Annotated in this window: 19 protein-coding genes and 1 tRNA gene; 8 read left to right on the top strand and 12 right to left on the bottom strand. The window is 69.4% G+C overall.

Going from position 1 to position 24,363, the window contains the following annotated elements; translation table 11 throughout:
• Positions 1-27: 27 nt before the first annotated feature.
• Positions 28-2,211, top strand: a complete 2,184-nt coding sequence (locus tag B4V04_RS03230) for an acetate--CoA ligase family protein (protein WP_498229119.1) — start codon at positions 28-30, stop codon at positions 2,209-2,211.
• Here the strand turns inward: B4V04_RS03230 and B4V04_RS03235 are convergent.
• The 5 genes from B4V04_RS03235 to B4V04_RS03255 form a co-directional block, all read right to left on the bottom strand.
• A complete protein-coding gene (locus B4V04_RS03235; protein ID WP_498229121.1) occupies positions 2,208-4,313 on the bottom strand; it encodes a dipeptide ABC transporter ATP-binding protein in 2,106 nt (701 codons plus the stop codon). The genes B4V04_RS03230 and B4V04_RS03235 overlap by 4 nt on opposite strands.
• Entirely contained in the window at positions 4,310-5,230 is a 921-nt protein-coding gene (locus B4V04_RS03240) for an ABC transporter permease (RefSeq protein ID WP_498229122.1), read from the bottom strand. Before B4V04_RS03240 ends, B4V04_RS03235 begins: the two co-directional genes overlap by 4 nt.
• The gene (locus tag B4V04_RS03245; RefSeq protein WP_498229124.1) at positions 5,230-6,213 is read right to left on the bottom strand and encodes an ABC transporter permease; all 984 of its coding nucleotides are present in this window, start codon (positions 6,211-6,213) and stop codon (positions 5,230-5,232) included. Before B4V04_RS03245 ends, B4V04_RS03240 begins: the two co-directional genes overlap by 1 nt.
• A gap of 15 nt (positions 6,214-6,228) precedes the next feature.
• Complete coding sequence (locus tag B4V04_RS03250; RefSeq protein WP_498229126.1) at positions 6,229-8,211, bottom strand: ABC transporter substrate-binding protein; 1,983 nt, start codon at positions 8,209-8,211, stop codon at positions 6,229-6,231.
• A gap of 193 nt (positions 8,212-8,404) precedes the next feature.
• On the bottom strand, positions 8,405-9,073 hold the full coding sequence (locus B4V04_RS03255; protein WP_498229128.1) for a helix-turn-helix domain-containing protein: 669 nt from the start codon (positions 9,071-9,073) through the stop codon (positions 8,405-8,407).
• Between the two features lie 1,024 nt (positions 9,074-10,097).
• On the opposite strand from B4V04_RS03255, the gene B4V04_RS03260 reads away from it, so the two are divergent.
• The 4 genes from B4V04_RS03260 to B4V04_RS03275 all read left to right on the top strand — a co-directional run bounded on the left by B4V04_RS03260 (position 10,098) and on the right by B4V04_RS03275 (position 14,773).
• Positions 10,098-11,495: a heme o synthase gene (locus B4V04_RS03260; protein ID WP_498229129.1), complete on the top strand. Its 1,398-nt coding sequence runs from the start codon at positions 10,098-10,100 to the stop codon at positions 11,493-11,495.
• A 234-nt stretch (positions 11,496-11,729) separates the two neighbouring features.
• Entirely contained in the window at positions 11,730-12,272 is a 543-nt protein-coding gene (locus B4V04_RS03265) for a cupredoxin domain-containing protein (RefSeq protein WP_498229131.1), read from the top strand.
• Position 12,273: 1 nt separating this feature from the next.
• On the top strand, positions 12,274-13,998 hold the full coding sequence (locus B4V04_RS03270) for a cytochrome c oxidase subunit I (protein ID WP_144799001.1): 1,725 nt from the start codon (positions 12,274-12,276) through the stop codon (positions 13,996-13,998).
• Between the two features lie 85 nt (positions 13,999-14,083).
• Entirely contained in the window at positions 14,084-14,773 is a 690-nt protein-coding gene (locus B4V04_RS03275; protein WP_498229133.1) for a hypothetical protein, read from the top strand.
• Positions 14,774-14,818: 45 nt separating this feature from the next.
• On the opposite strand, the gene B4V04_RS03280 is transcribed toward B4V04_RS03275, so the two are convergent.
• Complete coding sequence (locus B4V04_RS03280) at positions 14,819-17,404, bottom strand: heavy metal translocating P-type ATPase (RefSeq protein ID WP_498229135.1); 2,586 nt, start codon at positions 17,402-17,404, stop codon at positions 14,819-14,821.
• Between the two features lie 340 nt (positions 17,405-17,744).
• Between B4V04_RS03280 and B4V04_RS03285 the strand changes: the two genes are divergently transcribed.
• The 3 genes from B4V04_RS03285 to B4V04_RS03295 all read left to right on the top strand — a co-directional run bounded on the left by B4V04_RS03285 (position 17,745) and on the right by B4V04_RS03295 (position 20,202).
• Entirely contained in the window at positions 17,745-18,404 is a 660-nt protein-coding gene (locus B4V04_RS03285) for a helix-turn-helix domain-containing protein (protein WP_498229137.1), read from the top strand.
• A gap of 142 nt (positions 18,405-18,546) precedes the next feature.
• Entirely contained in the window at positions 18,547-19,671 is a 1,125-nt protein-coding gene (gene nirK, locus B4V04_RS03290) for a copper-containing nitrite reductase (RefSeq protein WP_498229139.1), read from the top strand.
• A 99-nt stretch (positions 19,672-19,770) separates the two neighbouring features.
• A complete protein-coding gene (locus B4V04_RS03295; protein ID WP_498229141.1) occupies positions 19,771-20,202 on the top strand; it encodes a universal stress protein in 432 nt (143 codons plus the stop codon).
• 9 nt (positions 20,203-20,211) lie between these two features.
• On the opposite strand, the gene B4V04_RS03300 is transcribed toward B4V04_RS03295, so the two are convergent.
• From B4V04_RS03300 to B4V04_RS03325, 6 genes are all read right to left on the bottom strand, one after another.
• Positions 20,212-21,417 (bottom strand): inorganic phosphate transporter, encoded by a 1,206-nt coding sequence (locus tag B4V04_RS03300; protein WP_498229143.1) that lies wholly within the window; start codon positions 21,415-21,417, stop codon positions 20,212-20,214.
• A gap of 312 nt (positions 21,418-21,729) precedes the next feature.
• A complete protein-coding gene (locus B4V04_RS03305; protein WP_498229145.1) occupies positions 21,730-22,266 on the bottom strand; it encodes a hypothetical protein in 537 nt (178 codons plus the stop codon).
• 153 nt (positions 22,267-22,419) lie between these two features.
• Positions 22,420-22,594: transfer RNA gene (locus B4V04_RS03310), tRNA-Trp, on the bottom strand.
• A gap of 132 nt (positions 22,595-22,726) precedes the next feature.
• Positions 22,727-22,948, bottom strand: coding sequence for a DUF5795 family protein (locus tag B4V04_RS03315; protein ID WP_498229147.1), 222 nt, complete (start codon positions 22,946-22,948; stop codon positions 22,727-22,729).
• 74 nt (positions 22,949-23,022) lie between these two features.
• Positions 23,023-24,051, bottom strand: a complete 1,029-nt coding sequence (locus B4V04_RS03320) for a DUF5794 domain-containing protein (RefSeq protein WP_498229148.1) — start codon at positions 24,049-24,051, stop codon at positions 23,023-23,025.
• Positions 24,052-24,258 carry a DUF8099 family protein gene (locus B4V04_RS03325; RefSeq protein ID WP_498229150.1) on the bottom strand — a complete coding sequence of 69 codons (207 nt, stop codon included), beginning with the start codon at positions 24,256-24,258 and terminating at the stop codon, positions 24,052-24,054.
• Between the last annotated feature and the right edge of the window lie 105 nt (positions 24,259-24,363).

Consider the following 24,363-nt stretch of genomic DNA (forward strand, 5'->3'; position numbering starts at 1 on the left):
AGGCGGGTCCCGACGGTATCGGCGCGTATGTCAGGAGACGACGCCTCGCCCGCGCCGTCGGGAGCCGACGCGACGCCCGCCATACCGGAACTGGACCCGCTCTTCGACCCGGAGTCGGTCGCGGTCGTGGGGGCCAGCCCCGACTCGTTCTACTCGGGGAACCTCGTGGACAACCTCCTCGACTACGGGTTCGACGGCGAGCTCTACCCGGTCAACCCGAACCGGGAGGAGGTGTGGGGCCGCCGGTGTTACGACCAGATTGTCGACGTGCCCGAGACCGTCGATCTGGCGGTGGTGAGCGTCCCCCGGGAGCACGTCGTCGACGTCGTCGCCGCGGCCGGCGAGCGAGGGGTTCCGGTCGCGCTCGTGCTCTCCGCCGGGTTCTCGGAGGCCGACGAGGAGGGGGCGGAACTCGAGACGCGGCTGGCCGAGACCGCCGCCGACGCCGGGATCCGCGTCGTCGGGCCGAACTGCATCGGCGTGATGGCCTCGCGCGGCGCGACGCTCACCTCGACGTGTTCGCGCGCCCCCGAGCCGGGCCGGATCGGCCTCGTCAGCCAGTCCGGCGCGCTGGCGTTCACGACGTTCTTCGAGCGGGCGGCCGACCGGGACCTCCACTTCAGCCACGTCGTCTCGACGGGTAACGAGGCCGACCTGACGCTGACGGACTACGTCGCGTACCTCGCGGAGCGGGAGACCGTCGACGTCGTGTGCACCTACGTCGAGGGGGTCGACGAGCCGGAGCGGTTCATGCGCGTCGCCGAGCGCGCGATCCGGGGCGGGACGCCGGTGCTGACGGTGAAGATCGGTCGGTCGGGCCCCGCGGAGGCGGCCGCGCTGTCGCACACGGGGTCGCTCACCGGGAGCGACGACGCCTGGGACGCCGCCTTCGACCAGACGGGGGTCCAGCGGGTTCCGGACGTTCCGGACCTGCTCTCGCGTGCGACCGCGCACGCCGCGTACGGGACGCCCGACGGCGACCGCGTCTGCGTCGCCTCGACCAGCGGCGGCCTCGCGAGCCTGCTCGCGGACATGGCCGCCGAGCGCGACCTGCGGCTGCCCGACATCGACGGCGAGACCGAGGAGACGCTCCTCGGGATCGAGGAGCTGCTGACGTACGGGGCGTTGCGCAACCCCGCCGACATCCGGGGGTACGGCGCGGAGGTGCTCCCGGAGATCGCCGACGCGGTCCTGAGCGACGACGCCTTCGACGCCTACGTGTTCGCGATCGGGCTGCCCGGCGTCGACGAGCGCGCGGAGACGATCGCCGCGGACCTCGAGGGGATCGTCGCCGGCGCCGACGACCCGGTCTACGTCCTCTGGACCGGACGGAAGGTGCCGGACGACCCGACCGACACGCCGCCGTACGCCCGCCTGCGGGAGTCCGTGCCGGTGTACGAGGACCCGGGGCGCTGTCTGGACGCGGTCGCCTCGACGGTCGAGTACGCCGTCGACCGCGCTCGGGTGAGCGAGCGACCGCCCAGTTCGACCCTCGCGAGCGCGCTCGACGCGCCCGGCGGCGCCGACGCCCCCGACGCCGCCCTCCCGCAGGGCCGGGTGTTGACGTGGCGAGAGACCGAGCCGCTGCTCGACGCGTACGACGTCCCCCTCGTCGAGACGCGGGTGGCGACCGACGCCGACGAGGCGGTCGCGGCCGCCCGCGACGTCGGCTTCCCGGTCGTCTGTAAGGTCGACTCGCCGGCGCTCCCCCACCGGACCGACGCCGAAGCCGTCGCACTCGGCCTTAATTCGCCCGCGGCGGTCCGGGAGGCGTACGCGGAGGTGACGGACGCCGCGCTGGCGCGAGTCGGCGCGGACGACGTCGCGGGCGCGCTCGTCCAGCCGATGGTCGACGACGGCGTCGAGGCCATCGTCGGCGTCGCGCCCGGCGACGTGTTCGGCTCGGTGGTCACGGTGGGTCCCGGCGGGGTGCTCGTGGAGGCGCTCGACGAGACCGCGACGCTCGTCCCGCCGTTCTCGCGGGCCGACGCGCGCCGCGCCGTTGAGAAGACGGCGCTCGCGGACCTGTTGACCGACCGCCGCGAGAGCGAGCCGCTCGACGTCGACTCGCTCGTCGACCTGATCGTGAACGTCGGGAACCTCGCGGCCTCGGCCGACGCGGTCGCCGAACTCGACCTCAATCCGGTCGTCGTCACGGCCGACGGTCCGGTGGCCGTCGACGCGCTGGTCCGGACGAGGCCGGCGGACTAGCGCGTCAGCTCCCCCTCGACGACCTCGCCGATCGCCTCCTCGCGCGCCGCGGCGTAGCGCTCCAACAGCTCGGTCTCGACGTCCTCCACCGGGAAGTAGCAGGCGGCCTCGTGGCCGTCGTCCGCGAACGTCGACCGCGTCGGCTCCTCGCCGCGACACGTCTCGTCGGCCTTCGGACACCGGGGCGCGAAGTTACACCCGCCGGGGAGGTCGACCGGGTCCGGCGGTTCACCCGGTAACAGCACCCGCTGCCTGTCGACGTCCGGGTCGGTCTTCGGCGAGGCCGCCAACAGCGACGCCGTGTACGGGTGTTTCGGCGCCGTGACGACGTCCTCGGTGGCCCCGATCTCGGCGATCCGCCCGAGGTACATCACGGCCAGCCGGTCGGCGATCTGGGTGAGGCTCGCGAGGTCGTGCGAGATGTAGACGATCCCGATGTCGCGCTCGTCGGCCTTCTCCCTGAGGATGTTGAGGATGTTGGCCTTCAGCGAGACGTCGAGCATCGACGCCGGCTCGTCGCAGATCAGCAGGGTCGGCTCGAGCACGAGCGCCTGCGCGATCGCGACGCGCTGCCGCTCCCCGCCCGACAGCTGGGTCGGGAGCTGGTCGAGGTACTTCTCGGCCGGCTTGAGCCCGACGTCCTCGACGGTCTCCCTGACGCGGCGGTCGATCGTCTCGGGGTCGTGTCCCTGTATCTTCAGGGGTTCCGACACCGCCGCGCGGACCCGCTGGCGCGGGTTCAGCGAGTCGAACGGGTCCTGGAAGATGAACTGCACCCGCGAGCGGAACTCCTTCGTGTTCTCGCCGAGGAGCTCGTCGACGGGCGTCCCCTCGATCAGGATCTCGCCGCCGGTGCGGTCCTGGAGCGCGGCGATCACCTCCGCCAGCGTCGACTTCCCGCAGCCGGACTCGCCGGCGACCCCGACGATCTCGCCCTCGCGGACGGAGAGGTCGACGCCGTTGACCGCCTTGACGTAGTCGGGGTCGGCGCCGCGCAGGTCGTCGAGGATGCCCTGGGGCTGCCGGAACCACTTCTCGAGGTCCCGGGTCTCGAGGATGGTCTCTCCGACGCCGCCCGTCCGATCGCCCTCGTCGCGGACGTCGATCCCCCACGTCTCGGGGTCGGCGGCCTCCTCTCGCATCTCGCCCGCCCGCTCGGCGTAGTGACAGGCGGACAGCTGCTCGTTGGCCTCGGTCAGCGGCGGGTGGCTCCGGTCGCACTCCTCGGTGGCGAACGGACACCGGTTGCGGAACACGCAGCCGCTCGGCTCCTCGGTGAGGTCCGGCAGCGATCCGGGGATCGAGATGGCCTGCTCGTCGAACTCGTCGACCTCCGGGAAGGCGTTCTTCAGGCCGATCGTGTACGGGTTGGTCGGCGCCCCGAAGATCCGGTCCGTGTCGCCCTGTTCCATCACCTTCCCGCCGTACAGCACCGACATCTCGTCGCAGGTCTCGGCGACGACGCCGACGTCGTGGGTGATCAGGAGCAGGGAGCTACCGATCTCCTCCTGAATCTCCATCAGCTTGTCGATGATCTTGTCCTGGACGATGACGTCCAGTCCGGTCGTCGGCTCGTCGGCGATGAGGAGGTCCGGGTCCAGCGCGAGCGCCATCGCGATGGTGACGCGCTGGCGCATCCCGCCTGAGAACTGGTGCGGGTAGTCGCCGGTGCGGTCTGGGTCGAGACCGACCATCTCGAACACCTCGGCGACCCGCTCGTTCGCCGTTGCCTTCGAGACGTCCCGGTGTTTGCGGATCGCCTGTCGGATCTGCGCGCCGACGGTCATCACCGGGTCCAGCGAGTCCATCGCGCTCTGTGGGATGTAGGCGATGTCCTCCCAGCGGACCGACTGCCACTCCCGCTCGGAGAGGTCGAGCAGCTCCCGGCCGTCGAACCGGATGCTCCCCCCGCGGACCTCGCCGTTGTCGTCGAGCAGGCCGAGGACGGACTTCGCGAGCGTCGACTTCCCGCAGCCGGACTCGCCTACGAGCCCGTAGTTGTCCCCCTCGTCGATCGAGAAGGAGACGTCGTTGACCGCGTGGACGTCGTCGCCCGGCATCCGATACGCGATTTTCACGTCGTCGACTTCGAGCAGACTCATTCTTGCTCCGTCTGTAGGTCCGGGTTGACTATCTCCTCGAACGCCCTCCCGACCAGGAAGACGCCCGTCGTGACGGCGCCGATGCCGATGGCGGGCGGCAGCACCCACCACCACGCGGTGCGGATCGCGCCCGAGCGGAACACCTGCTGGAGCATCCGGCCCCAGGAGGTCGTCGTCGGGTCGCCGAAGCCGAGGAACGCGAGCGAGGCCCCGGCGACGATCGACCAGCCGACGGCGTACGCGGTGTAGAGGAAGCCGATCCCGAGGACGTTCGGCGCCACGTGGAGGAACATCGTCCGGGCGTGGCCGGCGCCCCTGGCGCGGGCCGACTTGACGAACGTCCGCTCCTTGACCGTCATCACCTCCGAGCGGATGACTCGCGCCGGCATCTTCCAGAGGAAGACGACGAGCACGGCGGTGATGAGCCAGACGCTCGGCGTCACGAAAGAGAGGATCACCAGCGCCATCGGCAGGAACGGCAGCGCGAACGTGAGGTCGGTCAGCCGCATCAGGACCTCGTCGACGCGGCCGCCGAAGTAGCCGCTCGTGAGGCCGACGAGGAAGCCCAGGACCCCCGTCCCGACGCCGCCGAACAGGCCGACGATCAGCGTCGGCCGCGCGCCGGCGAGGAACTGGCTCAACACGTCCTTCCCGAACGACGTGGTTCCGAGCAGGGCCTTCCCGCCGGGCGCCTGGAGCCGCATCATCGACCCGCCCTGTCGGAGCGTGTCCTCGATCGGGTGGTACGGGGCCAGGTACGGGCCGAAGACGCCCAGGAACCCGAAGGCGACGATGACCGCGAAGCCGGCCTTCGCCGCGTTGTCCTGTAGGACGTATCGTAGGGTGCGTCCCGCTCGCTCCAGCTCGGAGCGGATCCGTTCTCTCGCCGTGTCGGTGTCGAAGCTGTGTCCTGACATCAGACGTCACCCGTTTCGACCGTCGGGTCCAGTTTCGCGTACGCCAGGTCGGCAGCGAGGTTCATCACGATGACCGCGAGCGCCATGATGAACACGGCCGCCTGAACGGTCGGATAGTCCTGGTTGAGGATCGCCTGCACGAGCGCGCGACCGATCCCCGGCCACGCGAACACGACCTCCAGAGTGATCACCCCCTGGAACAGCATCCCCGTTCGGAGCGCGAAGTAGGTGACGAGCGGGAGCAGCGAGTTCCGTCCCGCCCGGCCGAGCTGCTCCATCTCGGAGAGCCCCTTCGCGCGGTGGAGCATGAGGAACTCCGACCCCTTCCGCTCGACGACCGAGTTGCGCGCGAGCATCAGGAAGTCGCCGCTGTAGAACAGCACCGTCGCGGTGAACGGGAGGATGTAGTGTCGCAGGAAGTCCACGGAGGCGTACGTCGCGACGTACCCCTGCGGGTTGGCCAGCGGGCTGCGCATCCCGAACGCCGGGAGCCAGTTCAACCCGTACGAGAAGATGATCAGCAGGAAGATGCCGGTCACGAAGATGGGCGTGGCGCGGAAGACGGTGGTGACGACGATGCTCGACTGCTCGAACCACGACCCGCGGTTCCAGCCGGCGTACATGCCGGCGAGCGAGCTGATTATCGCCGTCGCGACGAGCGCCGGCAGCAGGAGCACGAGCGTGTTGACGAGCGCGGGGATGATGATCTCGCCGACCGGCCGCTGCTGGGTGAGCGAGATCCCGAACTCGAACGTGAACAGGTTCTGGACGTACCTGACGTACTGGACGTATATCGGGTCGTCGAGCCCGTACATCGCGCGCACCTGCTCGACCTCCTCCGGCGTCAGCGACCCCGACGCCACGAGCGCGCTGAACGGGTCGGCGGGCAGCAGACGGAGCGTGGCGAAGATGATACTGACGGCGATCAGCGTCAGTAACGCCGCGATGACCGTCCGCTTGATGAGGAATCGTCGAAAACTCATTGTTGAAAACGCCCGCTATGAGAAGTCGGGCTGGTCGAGATCGGCGCGGGAGGCGTGGCCGTTCTCGACGCGCTCGGCGAAGGCGTCCCAGGCGTCGCCCTCGGGCCAGACGAGGTTTCCGTCGCCGTCGAACGTGTAGCCGGCCTGCCGAAGCATCGTTCGAGCGGCTTCCACGTCGTACTCGTACGGCTCGGTCTCCCCGTGGTAGGGAGTCAGAAGCGGCGTGAGCAGGTTCTGCCCGTCGATCGCCTCGCCGCGACCGCCGAGCGTGTTCTCGACGAACCCCTCCTTGTCGAAGGCGTGGCTCAGCGCCACGCGGAACGTCTTGTCCCGGAAGAGCGGGACGAGGTGGCTGAGGTGGACGTCCGTGGGGACGTAGTTCCGCGCCGTCTGTTTCTCGACGCCGCTCGCGCTCGCCGCGCGGTCGGCCTGCTGGTTCGAGACGGTCGTTCCGATGGCGTCGATGTCGCCGGACTGCATCGCGCCGATGAGCGTGGAGACGTTCCCGACGTTGGCGTGGACCATCTCGTCGATCCCGTCGCCGGGGACGAAGTACTCCCCGAGCAGCTCCTCGCGGACGTCGTCGTCCCACATCCAGTTGTTCTCGTGTTTCTCCAGGCGGAGCTCCGCGCCCTGCTCCCAGTTGACGAACGAGAACGGACCCGTCCCGACCGGGTTCTCGGGGTTGTACTCGCTGGGGCTGTCGACGTCCGACCAGCGGTGCTCCGGGATGATGGCGCTGCGGACGACCCGCTGCGTGAGGAACGCGGCGTCGGGCTCCACGAGGTTGAACCGGACGCGGCCGCCGCCGGTCTCCGAGAGCACCTCCACGGAGTCTATGGTCCGGATGAACGCGGCCTGCTGAGGCGCGTTGTGCTCCTGGTAGAACTCGACGCTGAACTTGACGTCGCTCGGGCCGAACGACTCGCCGTCGTGCCACTCGACGCCCTCCCTGAGGTCCATCTCGACGGTCGTGTCGTCGACGACGTCGGCGTTCGTCGCCAGCGCGGGGACGATCTCGAGCTGCGGCGAGGCGTCGAAGAGCCCGTCGTAGACGTTCAGGAGGCGCTTCTCCTCCTGACCGCCGCTGGAGAACGGGAGGTTCGTCCCCTGCATGCCGGAGGTGACGCCCTTCACCCAGGTCGTCGAGTCGCCCTGCGGCTGGAGGTTGACCTGCGTCCAGATGAACGAGTCGCGCGTCGTCCCGTTGCCGGGGGTGGGGACGTACCCCTCCCAGTCGGCGGTGTCGGCCACCGTGATGACCTCCGGGAAGTTCGCCGCGATGAGGTAGGCGTCCTCGCTGAGCGCGCGCTGGACCTCGTGGCAGATCTCGGCGCGCGCCTCCGTGTCGCCGATCGTCGACGCCTGCTCGTCGAGCAGTTCCGTGACCTCGTCGTTCTTGTAGTTGTAGTAGTTCCCGCCCGTCTCCGGGTGCGCCCGCATCAGGAACGGGTTCGGGTCGAGCCCGCGCTGCGGGTCCGGCCCGTGGAGGTTCATCGTTATCGGCACCGGGTGGCCGATGTCGGCCCGCCAGAACTCGCCGTACCGGGTGCTCGGCTGGACGTTGATCAGGTTGACGCCGACCCCGATGTCGTTCATCGACTGCTGGACGAGGAGCGCGAACTCCCGCATCCACGGCGTCTCGGCCTGCGCGAAGTGGGTGTCCACCGCCGGGACCGTCTCTCCCTCGACGGCGCTGTACTCGAACTGGATCGCCTCGTCGTTGACGTCGACCCCCTTCGACTCGACCGGCCACTCCTCCCAGAACCGCGTCTGGATGGATTGGGCGTCGCCGCCGTCGGTGCCGTCGCCGCCGTCGCCGTCGGTGCCGTCGCCGCCGCCTCCGTCGGTGCCGTCACCACCGTCCCCACCGTCGCCGTTTCCGCCGAGGCCGCCGCAGCCGGCCACCCCAGCCATCCCCGTCGCGCCCGCGATCTGGATGAACCGCCGCCGCGATTTCGTCCCTGTCTCGATCTCGAATGTGGTATCCCGTGACATCCCGGCCGTACGTCTCTCCGTGGATTGGTTGTACCTACTCCCGATACGCTCCAATAGTCATCATTCTTTATGAGGGTTATCGAACACGAACCCAATCGCGGCTGTCTCGCCGTCCGACGGTGATCGGGGGCGGTCGTACGGCTTGCCATCGCACCCGCAGAGAGATCGGTCAAGACGAGCGAGACCGTCTCGGTCATTCGTCGGCGGGCTCGTTGGACGACGGTTCGCCGGGAACCGAAAAGACGAGGTCGAACAGCCGCTTCTCCGCGAGTCGCAGTCGTTCGCTGAGCGTCGACTGGGCGATGTCGAGTTCGGAGGCGATGTCGTCGGCCGACACCCGTCGGGGAACGTCGAAGTACCCCATCCGGTGGGCGGTCCGCAGCACGGTCACCTGTTCCGGCGAGAGCTCGTTACGCAGCACTCGGCCGAGCTGTCCGCTGCCGAGCGGTTCACCGGTCGTCCCGACCTGGTTCACGCTCAGGAGTTCGAACCGACCGAACCGGTCCTGGATCCGGTCCGCGAGCGTCCGGAACGACTCCCACTCGTTGACGGTGACGACTCCGCGGAAGCGGCCGTTCCGGACCTCCAGCCGGTTCGGAATCGCGTTCTCACGCAGTATGACGCCGAGGAGGAACGGATACGGTTCGTGAGCGACGACGGTCAGCCGATACGTCGACTCGGTCGAGCCGTCCACCGCCCGCTCGTGGTGAAACAGATCGACGCGAGAGAGGTCAGACAACACCTCTTCAGGGTCGAACGGCGACTCGGACGTAACGAGCAGCGACTCGATCCAGTCGCCGTCGTCCGCGTAGAAGGCGTTCTCGAACTTGATCGACCGCACGTCTGGGACGCGGTCGCTCATCTCGCCCAAGACCCCCGAGAGCGACGTCTGGAACTCGATACGGAGTATACCCAATCACCCCTTCTGCCGTTAGTATTGTCACCGTGTAACACATATAACGTTTTACTCGTCCGCCAGTGCGCGGGAGTCGCCCCCGTTCGGTGGGACGGGCCGTCGCGGCGGCCGACTCTCGGTTCCGGAGTCCGCACGTCCCGAGTTCGCAGGCCCGATCCGGACGAAACGCGGTGCACCTCACGGAGGCGGGATCGCGACGGTCGACGAGAAACTCTCAAACACGTCCGCGGTGGGGCGGCGCGTTCGGAGACCGTGATCCCGTGCGAGCGCGACCGATCCGGACCACTCGTTAGCGGCCTCTCCCCCGGCGTTTCCGAAACGATTTGAAATATTATACTTTCGAGTTATTACCATATATCATATATTTAACGACGCTCCTATCACCGTGTCAGACGTCGCTGAAACGGCGGTCGCACGTACCGCGAGATCGGTGACGTGAAATCGCGCCGTCGACGAGAGATTGCTCGCCGTCGACGAGAGAGGCCGCGCCATCCGCGTCGTGATCGTCGCGGAGCACCGCGAATAGGTTTGTTTTAATGGCGTATTTCCTGCCGATACGAACCGTGTGTGTAGTGAATCGGTCGGGTTCGGAGCGACGGCGGCGTACCGGCCGTACTGTGCGTCGGTAAGTCGAGCCGCGGTGTCGTCACCCGCGGCGTGGCCCGGGATCCGATCGTTCCCGGCTGGAGGTCAGCGCTGTGAACTCGGTCGTGAACGGTAGAGCGGACTCGATTGAAGCAACGAAATATAACGAAACAAGACTGTATCCGAAAATTGTAATTAACGGGACAGAGGCGAAGCCGAGCTCGGTCGGCGGCCGGGGCGTTACATCTCTCTCCAGGGATTCCGCGTCGGTCCCGTCTCCGCGGTAGTGGCGTCCGCTTTCGTAAGTTCGGCTTCCCGTTTCGGGGAGGACGCCTCCGAATATGTTCGGGGGAAGAAACGCGTGGGCCGGAGGCGGACTGGACGTATGGATTCGCCGCGGCTCACGACGCTGTTGACTTGGTCGGTCGCGGGGACGTATCTGCTTGTCGCGCTCGGGGCGACGGCCGCCACGGAGGTCGGCTCCGCGATCGCCGCGGTCCACCACGTCGCGGCGGTGGCCGTCGGCGTCCTGCTCGCCGCCACGGCGCTTTTCGCCCGCCTGACACCGGCTTCTCGCGGCGTCCGCGTCGGAACGATCGCGGTCCTGATCGCGTATCTGGCACAGGCCGGCGTCGGGCTCGCGGGCCGCACCGGCGCCGTCCCGTTCGACGGCGGAGTGCACCTGTTGGGCGGGATCGGCGTCTTCGCGGTCCTCCTCGCGACGCTCGTGACACGGGTGGAGGCGACGACGAGCGGTCCGGGGGCGGAGATGACGACGAGCGACTCGGCCGGCACCGGTGACCGCGGAGCGCCGAGCGCGGCCGACGGCGACGCGCGCTCCGAAACGGCCGACGGCGACGTCCCGACTGCAACGACCGAAAGCGACGCGCTCACAGTTAGGGGTCGGCTTCGGGCGTACCTCGAGCTGACCAAGCCCCGGTTGATGTGGCTGTTGTGCCTGCTCGCGCTGGCGGGGATGGGGCTGGCCGCCGCCGCTGGCGCCGCGCTCGACGGCGTGACCGTCGTCGCGACCCTCGCGGGCGGGGTCCTCGCGATCGGCGCCGCGGGCGCGTTCAACCACGTGTACGAGCGCGACCGCGACCGCAAGATGCGGCGGACCGCGGACCGGCCGATCGCGACCGATCGGGTCGGCGTCGGCCGGGCGATCGGCTTCGCCGTCGCGCTCGTCGTCGCCTCGATGGCGGTCCTCCTCGCGTTCGTCAACGCGCTCGCGGCCGCGCTCACGGCGGCGGCGGTCGTCTACTACGCGTACGTCTACACGGTCCTGTTGAAGCCGACCACGCGGTGGAACACGGTGATCGGCGGGGGATCCGGCGCCCTGCCGGCCCTGATCGGGTACGCCGCGGTCACGGGGACCGTGGGTCTCCCGGCGGTGCTGCTCGCGGTCGTCGTCTGCTGTTGGACCCCCGCGCACTTCTACAACCTCGCGATCGCCCACCGCGAGGACTACGCGCGGGCCGACTACCCGATGCTGCCGGTCGTCGCGGGGGTCGCGACCGCGCGGCGGCGGATACTCGCGTGGCTCGGCGTCACCCTGATCGCCGCGGTCCTGCTGGGGGCCGTCACCGACCTCGGCGTCCTCTACGCGGTCACCACCACGGCGCTCGGAGCGCTGTTCGCGCGGAGCGTCGTCCGGCAGTACGACGTCGGCCGGCGGGGGGCCGACGACGTACGGGCCGCCGCCTACCGGAGCTTTCACGCCTCGAACGCCTACCTCGGGGCCCTTCTCGCGGCCATCCTCGTGGAGACGCTCGCGGTGTGAGCCCGCCCGGGCGAACATGTGCGCGGTAACGCTCACCACGGGTATCCGTGTATCTAACGTGTGAGCGATCGATGAGCAACCGGACAACACGCGACGACGGAGAAGTTCCAGCGATGCAACGCCTCTACAACCGGATCTGGCTGTTGGCCGCGGCGGCGATACTGTTCTTTCTCGTGGCCTACGTCGGATGGGGCTTGCTCGACATCCTGTCGCTACCCGTGAGGTGAGATCCCCGTGAGCAACCCACTCGAAGACCCCGACGACGACTGGTGGAACTCCCCGGTGAACCGCCGCGAGAGCATCTGGCTCGGACTCGCTGGCGCGTGGTCGCTCGGCATCTTCACGTGGATGGCCGGGTTCACGCAGTTCGGGGACCAGAACCCCATCGGGACGACGTACGACGTCGACCCCGAGGAGTACCAGGCGCGCGTCGGCGAGTACAAGGAGACCGCCGAGGAGACCGACGACGGGCTGATCCCGCCGGGAGACGACGTGTACGTCGGCGCGATGCGGTTCAACTGGGACGGGCTCCCGGTCGTCCTCGAGGCGGACCGCGAGTACGACATTCATCTCGGTGCCTACGACGTCCAGCACGGCTTCTCGGTCAGGCCGGAGGAGAACCTGAACAAGCAGATCAACCTCCAGGTGTTCCCGGGCTCCGAATGGGTGATCCCGATGAGGTTCGACGAGCCGGGCACCTACCACGTCGTCTGCAACGAGTTCTGCGGACAGGGGCACCGGACGATGCACGGCCGCTTCACGGTGGTGGAGGGGTAGCATGTCGGCGATCGCCTCCCTGTTCCGGAACGACTACGGCGCGGACGGGTTCCGCGCGTGTTCGGTGACCGGGCTCGACGTCCACCGGTCCGTGGAGAACTACGTGAAGCTGTTCGGGCTGACCGCGGTGATCGCGCTCGCCGTCGGCGGGAGCTTCGCCTTCTCGGTCGCGATGACCCGGTGGGAGTTCGTCGGCCTGCTCGACGCGAGCAGCTACTACACCCACCTGAGCATGCACGCGTGGAACCTGCTCATCTTCTGGATGGTGTTCATGGAGATCGCCGTCCTCTACGTCGGCGGCCCCATGGTGCTCGGCCGGGAGCTCCCGCTCCGCCGGCTCGCCGCCCTCGGGTGGGTCACGATGGTGGTCGGCGCGATCGGTGTGAACGCGTCCATCTGGCTGGCCGAGGCGCCAAACGAGGCGCCGCTGCTGACGGCGTACGTCCCGCTGCCCGTCACGCCGTGGTTCTACGGCACGGCGATCGTCTTCCTGCTCGGGGCGACGATCGCGGCGCTCCCGTTCTTCGCGACGATCTGGTCGGAGACGCGCGACAGCGACCGGACGCTCCCGCTCGTCGCCTTCGGCGCGTTCGTCACCGGGATCATCGCCGTGGAGGCGATCCTCGGGGGCATCGCCGCGTTCGCGTACGCGCTCGCGTGGCGGATCGACCTCATCGCCTCGGTGGACCCGGGAATCTACCGACAGCTCTACTGGATCATCGGCCACGGGAGCCAACAGATCAACCTGCTCGCGATGATCACAGTGTGGTACTTCCTCACGCACGTCGTGGGGGGCGCGGTCGTGGTCTCCGAGAAGATATCCCGGACCGCCTTTATCCTCTACCTCTTCTTCATCAACCTCGGGGCGGCCCACCACCTGCTCGTCGACCCCGGCATGTCCGCCGGCTGGCGCATCTGGAACACCTCCTACGCCTTCTACGGCGCGGCGTTCGCGAGCATGATCCACGCGTTCGCGATCCCGGCCGGGATCGAGGCCGGGCGCCGTCGGCGAGGGCAGGGGGGCGGGCTGTTCGGCTGGCTCACCTCCGCGCCGTGGCGGAACCCCGTCTTCGCCGCGACGATCTTCAGCATCATCCTCTTCGGCTTCCTCGGCGGGATCACCGGCGTCGTGATGGGACAGATCCAGGTGAACATGACCTGGCACAACACCCTCGCGACGGTGGGGCACTTCCACGCCACCGTCGCGCTCGGGACGACGCTCGCGTTCTTCGGGCTCGTCCTCTTCGTCATCAAGACGATGTTCCGTCGAGACTTCGTCTCGGACGCGCTCGCTAGCGCGATCCCGTACGCCTACGGGGCCGCGATGAGCGTCGCCACGCTGATGCTCATGTACGCGGGGATCCTCTACGGCGTGCCGCGCCGGACCGCCGAGGCCGTCAGGAACATCCCCGGCTCGGAGTTCAGCTTCGCGGCCGCGGTCCCGATATTCATGATCTTCGGGGTCTTCGCGCTGTTGGCGATCCTCTCCGGCGTCCTGTTCGTCGGCGTCTCGGTCGGCTCGCTGCTGTTCGGCGACCGGCTCCCCGACGGCGACGACGGGGGAATGCTCCCCGAGGGCGGGCTCCACGCCGACGGCGGCGAGCCGGTCCACGCGGTCGAGCTCCGGGGGACGTTCGCGCTCTGCCTGATCTTCCTCGGCGTCTTCGCCGCCGTCTACGTCCTGAACTGGTACCTGCTGACCCAGCTGTGGGCGATCGGCGCGTAGCCGCCGACCGCCCGAACCACCGACCGGCTCACCGCCGGACCCACCTCTCGAATCGACGACCGACCGACCGCGCGACACTCCACGAATGACCGACGCTTCACGAACTACTCCTCGGACGCGACTCGGCGGTACCGTTCGCCAGGCCTGGCGCGACTTCCTGAGCGTCTACTACGCGAACACGCCCGTCTGGCGCTGGCTGAAGAGCGGCGCGCTCGTCTTCCTCGGGCTCTTCCTGTGGATGGGCGGGAACGTCCTGTCCGCCTACTGGATAGACGCGACCGCGCTGCGGTACGCGATCGCCTACGGCTTCGTCCTGATCGCCTGGGGGCCGCTCACGCACGTGCTCGTCGTTCCGACCGTGATCCGCCTGCGGCGCACCGCCGAGAACCCGACCGTGCGGCGGATCGTCCGCCACGGGTCGAAGATCAACTTCGCGACGTTCCTCCTGCTCGTCGCGGTCGCGGGGACGCTCGCGCCGGGCGCCATGCTGCTCGACTTCTCGTCAGGGTTCGGCGCGGACGGCGGCGACGTGACCGCGGAACTCGTCTGCGACACCGACGGCGACCCGGTCACCTGCGAACTCGAGACGTCCGAGGGCGTCGACCACGTCGTGCTCCTCTCCGGCGGCGACGAGATCGATCGGAGCGACGAGCCGCCGTACGCGGTGTCGGCGCCGCGCGAGTCGCTCTCCGACGGACCGTCCGGAAAACAGTTCGAGATCGAGTTACGGGACGCGGACGGCGAGACGCTCCGACGGTTCGTCCGCACAGTCTGACGAGCCCGTCGGATCGGCCCGTCGCTCCGGACTGGCGGCCGCGAATCACTCTCGCAGCACCGAGCGCGTCGAGTTCGTCACGACCACCGCGCTGCTGGCGGCCATCGCCAGCGCGGCGAAGAAGGGATTGAGCGCGCCCGCGACCGCGAGCGGAACGGCCACGGCGTTGTAACACAGCGCCCACGCCACGTTCTCTCGGATGCGCCGCCGCGTCCCGGCCGCGAGGTCGAACACGGTCTCGACCGCGCGCAGGTCCTCGCCGGTGATCACGGCGTCCGCGGCCTCGACGGCGCGGGCCGTCCCGTCGCCCATCGCGATCCCGAGGTCGGCCGCCGCGAGCGCCGGCGCGTCGTTCGTCCCGTCGCCGACCATCGCGGTCGTGCCGGCGGCCGCGAACCCCCGGACCGCCTCGAGCTTGCCGTCCGGCGGGACGCCGGCGAAGACCTCGTCCACCGCGTGGTGGTTCCGGAACCGGTCGGCGCGCGGGCCGTCGTCGCCGGTCAGGACCACCACCTCCCGGTCGGCGAACGCCGCGAGCGCCTCGTCCCACCCCTCTCGGTCGCGGTCCTCGACGGCGATCACCCCGCGGGCCGCGCCGTCCCATCCCACGACGACCGGCAGCGCGCCCCGATCCGCGACGCCGTCGACGCGGTCTCGCAGGTCGCCGGGGGCCGGACCGCACTCGCGTTCGACCAGGGCGAGGGTGCCGACGACGACGCGCGTGACGGTCGTTCGACCCTCTGACGCGCTCGTTCCGGCGACGGACGCGCCGCCGTCGGCGACGAGTTCGCCCGAGATCCCCGCTCCGGGGTGGCGGGTGAACGACTCGACGGTCGTCCCCTCGAAACCGCCGTCGGTTACCGGCCGGTCCTCGTTCGCCGGCCGGTCCTCGTTCGCCGGCCGGTCCTCGTTCGCCGGCCGGTCCTCGTTCGCCGGCCGATCGCCGCCCGCCGCCTCGCGGATCGCGTTCGCGACGGGGTGTTCGGCGCGGCGTTCGAGCGCGGCGGCGCGCCGGAGCGTCCGGTCGTCGCCGTACGTCGCGCCGACGCGCATCTCCCCCGCGGTGAGCGTCCCGGTCTTGTCGAAGACGACCGTCTCGGTCTCCCGCGCGACTTCGAACACCGAGGAGTCGGTGACGACCACGCCGCGGGCGAGCGCGTCGCGGAGCCCGCCGGAGACCGCGAGCGGGGTCGCGAGTCCCATGGCGCACGGACAGGAGACGACGAGGACGGTCAGGCCGGCGAGCATCGCGGCCGCGACCGTCTCGCCGGTCGCGAGCCCCCAGCCGGCGACGAGCAGCCCGAGCGTCAGCACGACCGGCACGAATATGGTCGCGAGCGCGTCGACGAACCGCTGGACGCCCGGCGCGGCGGTCTGAACCTCCCAGAGCGCGGCGGCGAGGCGGTCCGCGGTGCTCTCCGCGTCCTCGCCGACCCGCATCACGACCGCGCCGTCCGGTCCGCGCCCGTCGCCGACGTCGCCGAGCAGGGTCGCGCCGCCGATCACGGGGTCGCCGGGCTCCTTTCGCACCGGGAGCGACTCGCCGGTGACCACGGACTCGTCGACGTCGGCGGTCCCCTCGATCACGGTGCCGTCGATCGGGACGGGCTCCCCGGGCGCGACCCGGACCCGGTCGCCCGGTTCGAGGTCCGCGATCGGGACGGACTCGGGGCCGGTCGGATCGAGCCGAGTCGCCGACTCGACGCGGGCGGCCGTGACGGTCTCGAGGAGGTCGTTCGCCCGCGACCGGACGCGCCGCTCGTAGTACCGGCCGAGCGAGACGACCATCACGACGGCGACCGTCACGTCGTAGTAGAGGTGCGTGCCGCCGGTCGCGAGCGCGAGGGTGCTGTACGCGTACGCGGACAGCGCGGCGACCGCGACGAGGAGGTCCATGTTCGGCCGCCGCGCCCGGACGCTCACGTACGCCCCCCGCAGGAGCGGCGCGCCCGTGTACGCCAGCAGGACGGTCGTGAGGACCGCGATGAACGCGAGCGGGAGATACCGGCCGACGGCCGTGGTCGCGTCGATCGCGAGGACGTTCGCCTCGACCCCGAGGTAGCTCGGGTACAGCGACAGGACGTACCACGGCATGATCAGCATCGAGAGAAACGCGCCGACCGCGAGCCGTTCGACCGCGCGGTCGTCCGAGCGACCCCCCGCGGGGCCGTCGCCGGCGGGCGCCTCGCCCCCGTTTCCCGTCGGATTCCCCTCTCGGAACCGCAGCGCGTACCCGTAGCCGGAGAGCGCCGCCGGAAGCTCCCCCCGTTCGATCGCCGTCGGATCGTAGGCGACCCGAGCGGTCTCCGTGCCGTAGTTCGCCTCCACCGCGTGGACGCCCGGACAGTCGTCCGCGCGCAGCCCGAGGAACGCCTCGCAGGTCGTGCAGTGCATCCCGTCGACCGCCAGATACGCCTCGGCCGCGTCCGGCGAGGGCGCCGGATCGGCCCTCGCTCGGTCGTCCCCGGTCGGCGCTTCCTCGACCCCGTCCGCCCCCGCCTCGGCGTCGTCCACGTCGTCGAGCCGACGGGCCACCTCGAGGCAGCCGCGGCAGCAGAACTCGCCGTCGACGCCGGCCGCGCCGACGGGCGGATCAGGGGTCGGGAGGTCACAGAGCCGACAGCGTCCCATCACCGGAACTCGCTCGCCGACGCGGGAGTCAGTATCCGCGAACGTGTTCGGGTCGCGACCCCCACCCGGTCGTCGGATACCTGCCGCCCGACCTCCGCACCGAGGTCGGGGTCGACGGCGGCGAAACCGGTCCGATCTGGCGCGGGTATAACGGCGGGACCGAACAATTCGGTGGACGGTACCACGCCGCAGGAACGACCGGTATCCTCTCTTCGTCGGGGTCGTAGGTGGACTCGTCCGACGACATCCGAAGGCGAACTCGACCGACGGAGCATCGCACTCCCGTCGCGGCGGTCGGACCGCCTCGCCGACACCCCCGCGTGACTCACGAATCAGACCAATGGCACAGGCACGCCTCGTCGTTGAGCTTCCGGACGGTCCGTGGGCGGCCGACGTCTCCCGCGAGTTCCCGGAAGCGACGTTTCGGGTGATCGCCGCGCTCCCGGGCGACGGGCCGGGGTTCGCGCTCGTGTGGATAACCGCCCCGGACGTCGAGGCCGTCCTCGACGCGATGGAGTCGCACCCATCCGTCACCGACGCGACGGTGATGGACCGGGGCGACCGCGAGGCGACGGTGCAGTTCGAGACGTCGGCGCCGCTGCTCCTCCTCGCGGCGAAGCGCTCGGGCGTCCCCATCGAGATGCCGGTCGAGATCAGCGACGGCGACGCCGTCATCGACGTCAGCGGGGCCACCGATCGGATCTCGGAGCTGGGCCGGCAGTTCGACGAGCTCGGCCTGGAGTTCCGCGTCGAGCACGTCCGGGAGCGGCTCCCGGCGAGCCGGCTGCTGACCGAGACCCAACAGGACCTGCTCCTCCGCGCGTTCGAGGAGGGGTACTACGACTCGCCGCGGACCTGCTCGCTCACCGAGCTGGCCGACCGCGTCGGGCTCGCGAAGTCCACCTGTAGCGAGGCGCTCCACCGCGCCGAGGAGGTCGCCGTCAGGCGGCTCGTCGAGGACCTCCCCCCGCGGGTCGACGACGACGCGGCGACTCGGTAGGGACCGGTTTTCATCGTCGTCGGAGCCGACCGCCGTTTAAGTATACTCAGCGAAGATGTTCAGAGACTCACCCGAGAAATGGGAATATTTGTGCACTTATACGGTGTTTCTTCGACAAACACCAACCGGAGAGAGAGAGACAATGTCGCGACATTCCCACACCGAACGGCGTGCGTTCCTGAAGACGGCGGGTATCGGCGCCGCGGCCGTGCTCGCGGGCTGCATCGGCGGCGGCGAAAGCGACGCGACCGCGGCCACCACGGGAGAGACCGACGGCGAGGAGACGGGGTCCGAGGGGTCGTCGGCCGAGACGACCTCGCTCGATCCGGTCGCGGAGGTCGACGTGGACCGCATCGCGGCGGACCCGACGGACGTGCCCGACCCCGTCGACTGGGACGAGCCGCGCACGCACGACGTGACGATGGAGACGGAGGAGGTGACCGCCGAGATCGAGCCCGGCGTCACCTTCGACTACATGACCTTCGACGGGCAGGTGCCCGGCCCGATGGTCCGCGTCCGCCGCGGCGACACGGTGAACTTCACCCTGCGGAACCCCGAGGACAGCGGGCTGCCGCACAACATGGACTTCCACGCGGTGTACGGGCCCGGCGGCGGCGCGAACCATACCACTATCGCGCCCGGCGAGGAGGCCAGCATCCAGTACACGGCCACCTACCCCGGCGTCCACATCTACCACTGTGCGGTCCCGAACATGGACCACCACATCAGCGCCGGCATGTTCGGCGCCATCCTCGTCGAGCCGAAGGACGGGCTCCCCGAGGTCGACCGCGAGCTCTACTTCGGCCAGCACGAGCTGTACACGAACGGCGAGACCGGCCAAGAGGGCCACCACGAGTGGAGCGTGGGCGCCGCCAAGGAGGAGGAGCCGACCTACATGGCGTTCAACGGCGAGGCGTACGCGTTCACGAAGGACGGCTACGGCCGGGTCCCGGTCGAGCAGGACGAGCGCGTCCGGCTCTTCCTGTCCAACGGCGGCCCGAACCTCAGCAGCTCGTGGCACGCCATCGGCAACGTCTGGGACAAGCTCTACCGCGACGGCGACCTCGTCTCGGACCCCGCGCGCTACGTCGAGACGACGCCGGTCGCGCCGGGCACCGTCACCGCCGCGGAGATCAGGACCCCCGTCCCCGGTCCGATCAAAATCGTCGACCACTCGCTGACCCGCGTGGCCCGCAAGGGACTGCTCGGCGTGCTCGAGGTGCAGGGCGAACAGGACCCCAACGTCTACGACCCCGACGGAGGGTGACGGCCGCGGGTCGCTCCCGTCACCGGGGCGCCGGCGGTCGGCCGGGGACGCGTGTGGGACGACCACCGTTACTATGTGCAGGCGGATCCGACACGTCGTATGGCGCCGTCTCACGTCCTCGTCCCGCTCGACGGGTCGCCGCTGGCCGACGAGGCGCTCACGCGCGCGCTCGACCTCTTCGACTGTCGAGTGACCGTTCTGAACGTGGTGACCCCGATCGACGCGGCGATGAGCGAGGGCGGCGTCCTCGACCCCGGCGAGGAGCGTCGTGAGGCCGCGCGCGAGCGGGCCGACCGCATCGTCGAGCGGGCGAGAGCGCGGGCCGCAGCGGTCGATCGAGAGATCGAGACCGCGGTAGAGAGCGGCGATCCGGCCGAGGTCATTCTCGAGTACGTCGACGCTCACGACGTCGACCACGTCGTGATGGGCGGGCACGCCGACGAGCAGGGAAGCATCGCCCGCCGGGTGCTCGGAACCGTTGCCACCAGCGTCGTCGCCGAGGCCCCTGTCACCGTGACCGTCGTTCGCTGATCCGGGCCGTCACCCACCGAGCACCGCGGCGAAGGCCTTGTAGAGCCCGAATCCGATCGCGATGGAGGCGACGAGCGTGATGAGCCAAAACGCGAGAGTCACGCCGATCTTCCGACGGGAGACGCCCGCCGAGCCCCCGGCGAGTCCCCCGCCGATGACTCCGGAGATGATGATGTTGTTGAACGAGATCGGGATCCCCAGCGCGATGGCCAACTGCGCGATGATGAACCCGGGAACCAGCGCGGCGATCGAGCGCCTGACCCCCAGCTGCGCGTACTCGCGGGAGGTCGCTTGGAGCAGCTTGGGCGCCCCCATCCAGGCGCCCGCGAGGATGCCGGTCGCGCCGAGCGCGAGCAGGAAGACGCCGGGGAGCCCGAGCTCGACCCCGTAGAGGTTCTCGAGCGGGCCGGTCGCCAGCCCGACCTGGCTGCCGCCGCTGGAGAAGGCGACGACGCTCCCGAGGACGATGAGGAACGTCCGAATGCCGCCCTCGACCGACGCCTGGGTCCGCCGCCGAATGAGCAGGAACCACGCCGCGGCGGCGGCAAACGTGACGAGCACCACCACCGGGTCGACGTCGACGACCGTCGGCGTCTCGACTCGCCGCGCGATGAATCCCGCGACGGAGCTCTGGCTCGCGTCGGGCGGCGAGGGGATGACGCCCAACTGAACGTTGGCGACGATGCCGCCGACGACCGCCGCGAGCAACGGGACGCCGATCGTTTCCGGGATGTCGTCGCGTCGGAGGATGGTGGCGGTGAGGTAGGCGAGCCCGCCCGAAACGGGAGGGACGAGCGCCCAGAAGAGCCCGATGCGGCGGTAGGTGTCGACGGCGGGATCGCCGCCGAGCGAGAGCCCGACGCCGACCATCGCCCCCGTCGTCGCGAACGCCGCCGGGACAGGGTAGCCGGTGTAGACGCCGAACGCCATGAACCCGGTCGCGGTAAGGAGCCCCGCCGTCGCCGCCAGCGACGTTATCTGGACGCCGTCGATGAGTCCCGCGCCCACCGTCTCGGAGATCGCTCCGCCCTGCGTGAGCGCGCCGAGCGCGGCGAGGATGCCGATGAGGAAGGCCGCTCGCATCGTCGAGATGGCGTTGGCGCCGATCGCCGGGGCGAACGGCGGCGAGTTGCTGTTGGCACCGAGCGCCCACGCCGTGGCGAGGCTGGTGAGCGTCGCCAGCACAACGAGCGCCCAGAAGACGGTTCCCGCCACGGTCAACGGCCTCCGCTGACGGGAATTCGGACCATACCACCCACTTCGACAGAGCCCGTGGTTAAACGTTCCCCCGACGGGGCGAGGATCACGGCGAACAGCCGGCCGCTCTCCGGTCTCGCTGTTCGCTCGCGACCGTCATCGAGATCTGAGACGCGGATGCGGAACTCGCGATGAGAGCCGAGCGACCGCATCAACCCCTTTCCTTCGTGTGCACCATCGAGACTGTCTCTACTTCGTGAACGTGGCTCGCGGCCGTTATCGATGACGCGGGAGGCGGTAGTGCGGTCGCGGATCCCCTCCGTCTCCCGCTCACTCGTCGCCGTCGTCGACCTCCAGTTCCATATCGTGCCCGAGCCGACGCTCGAGTTCGTCCTCGTCGATCTCTCCGTCGACGTACGCTCGGCGTGCGCGGTCCGCCGGGTCGAACCCGAGTGTGTCCGCCTCGATCTCTACAGGCTCGCCATCGCGGTCCGCGAGCCACCGGTAGCCGTCGCCGACGCGGACTCGTCGTGGTGACAACTCCTCGGCGTTGAACGTCACCACGTCCCCGTTGGCGGCCTTCACAGCGGTGGACTCGTGGCTGAGGTCGTGGCCCTCCGTCTCGACGACTTCGATGTCGTCGTCGCGGTCGGGAGAGACATCGGCAATCGAACTCCTGTTGGCGTTTGCCTCAGCGCGGAACACGAGATACACGCCGAACAGGATGATCGACGCGATGAAGACAACAGGTCCGGATAGTAGGCCGAACACAGATTTCAGGCCCTCAGAAGCGGCGAAGATCGGGACGGCGGTGTACTCGACGAAGAGCGACATTCTCTCCGAGAAAATTAAGATCGGCATAATCATGAAGTCACCGATGTCGCTTTGTTTTTTGTAATTCTGGTCACATCCAAATTTAATACAGCCGCCAAATCAGATCCATGAGTATCTCTTTTATATTCAATACATCGAGCGGGAGAGACTCCACTCGGTCCAGATGAGGGTACGAAAGTAAGGGTATGGGGCCGGAGGGATTTGAACCCCCGATCGACTGATATCTCCGGTGCGCCTCGGAACTCCAGAGGGTCGTCAACGCGAGCGATGATCAGTCGCCCGCTCGGTATATCAGTCTGGAGCGTCGTCCCGGGCGCGAACCTCTGGAGTCAGTCGCCATGCCTGGCTTGGCCACAGCCCCACGCGGTATCGCATTTGGTGGTTGCCGAAACGCGGATAAAGGGGTTTCGATCGCGAGCGATCGAGGGACGGAGGGGAGACGCGAGCGGCGCCGTCACCGAGCGACGTCCGGCCGTCGGTGCCGGCGATCGGCTCAGCGGTCGTCGTCGCTCCAGTCGCACTCCTGGCATTTGAACCCGGTAACGAACTCGGTGACGCTCGGCATGTAGCCGACGGTGATGACGTCGCCGCCGCACTCCGGGCAGTCGCGGTCGGCGTCCGCTATCGACTCGGCCTCGAGCACCGGTTCGCCCTCGACGAGCTCCGCGAGCGTCTCCGGCGTCACCATTCGGCCCTGCACGACGCGGTTGGACATACGCCGCGTAGACGGCGGAGCACCTAAACCCCGGCGACACGGCGAGCGGAGCCCCTCCGATCCGGACGCGGCGCCTACAGCCAGGGCGCGCGGGAGTCGTCGTCGGTGAACGGGTCCGTCTCGTCGTCGCTCGCGTCGCGGTCGCCGCCGTTGGCCAACGCTGCCACGTCGTCGTCGACGATGGGACCGGGAGCGTTCGGCGGCGTGTCGAGCGGCGGGTCGGTCGGAGCGCGTCCCTCGCCGGCGGACGCGTCGCCGTCCGACGCGTCGCCCGCGTCGTCGGCGCTCCCCGCCGCATCGGTTCCCTCGGCGTCGCCGCCGGCGGGACCGTCGTCCGGCGAGTCGTCGGCGGCGCCCGCGACGGGGTCGGCGTTCGGGTCGTAGGCGAACAGCGTGGTGACGGCGAGGACGGCCAGCGCGATGGGCGCCTCGGTCTGCATCAGGTCGAACGGGCCGAGCAGGATCGGGAGCGCGAGCACGCCGAGCGCGACCGCCGAGCCGAACCGGAAGCGGTCGATGTCGACGCGGCCGCGGAGGTGCGGCGACAGCAGCGCGACCGCCAGCGCGAACGCGACGCCGACGCCCGCCGCGGCGGCGCCGTTGACCACGTACTCCGGCGAGGTCTCGATCGCGAAGCCGCTGGGCTCGAAGCTCGCGACGAGCCCGAGCGAGATGATGACGCCGGGACTCGGCAGGAACTCGCCGATCTCCGAGCTCGCGGTCTTGGCGGCGATCGTGAGGATCACCAAGCCGGCGAACCGCTCGAAGACGGGGAGGTTGAGGAACCCCCTGAACGTGGGCGCGAAGGCGGCTTCGAGCGCCGCCAGCGGGACGATCACCGCGCCGATCAGCAGCACGGAGGTCACCATCTGCCGGCGGTCGCCGTCCATCTCCGCGAGGATCACGGCCGCGGTGGCCGAGCCGCCGAAGATGAGGATCCCGGTCTCGACGACGCCGGTCGCGGTGCTCAAGACGCCGGCGACGACTAAGGCGGGGAAGATGCCGTCGATCAGCGGCAGCACCATGACGGTCGCGAGCAGCTTCGTCGCGCTGCCCACCTGCCGCTCTAAGCGGAGCGCTATCGGGTGGCGTGAGACGCTCATTCAGGGTCGATGTCCCTGACCGACGGGTACACGGTGGGAAGCGGACGACCCGCGATAGCCGAGGGCCCGGCGTGCGGAGTCGAAGCCGAAGGCGGCCCGACGAGCCCGTGTGAAGAGTTTGCGCGGATTGCCGGCTGTAAAGGGGGCGCCGAGGGTGCGGATCGGCTGGCCGGCGGTGCGCGCGTTCACGGGACTGTCGGAGTCCATACCCCATATACGCGTTTCGGTCGCGTTAAAGGTTGTGTGAGACCCGTCCGCACGACACGGACGATCACCGCCGAGAACTTATAAACCAAGGTACGAACCGACGAT

Source organism: Halorubrum sp. B52 (assembly GCF_059752555.1).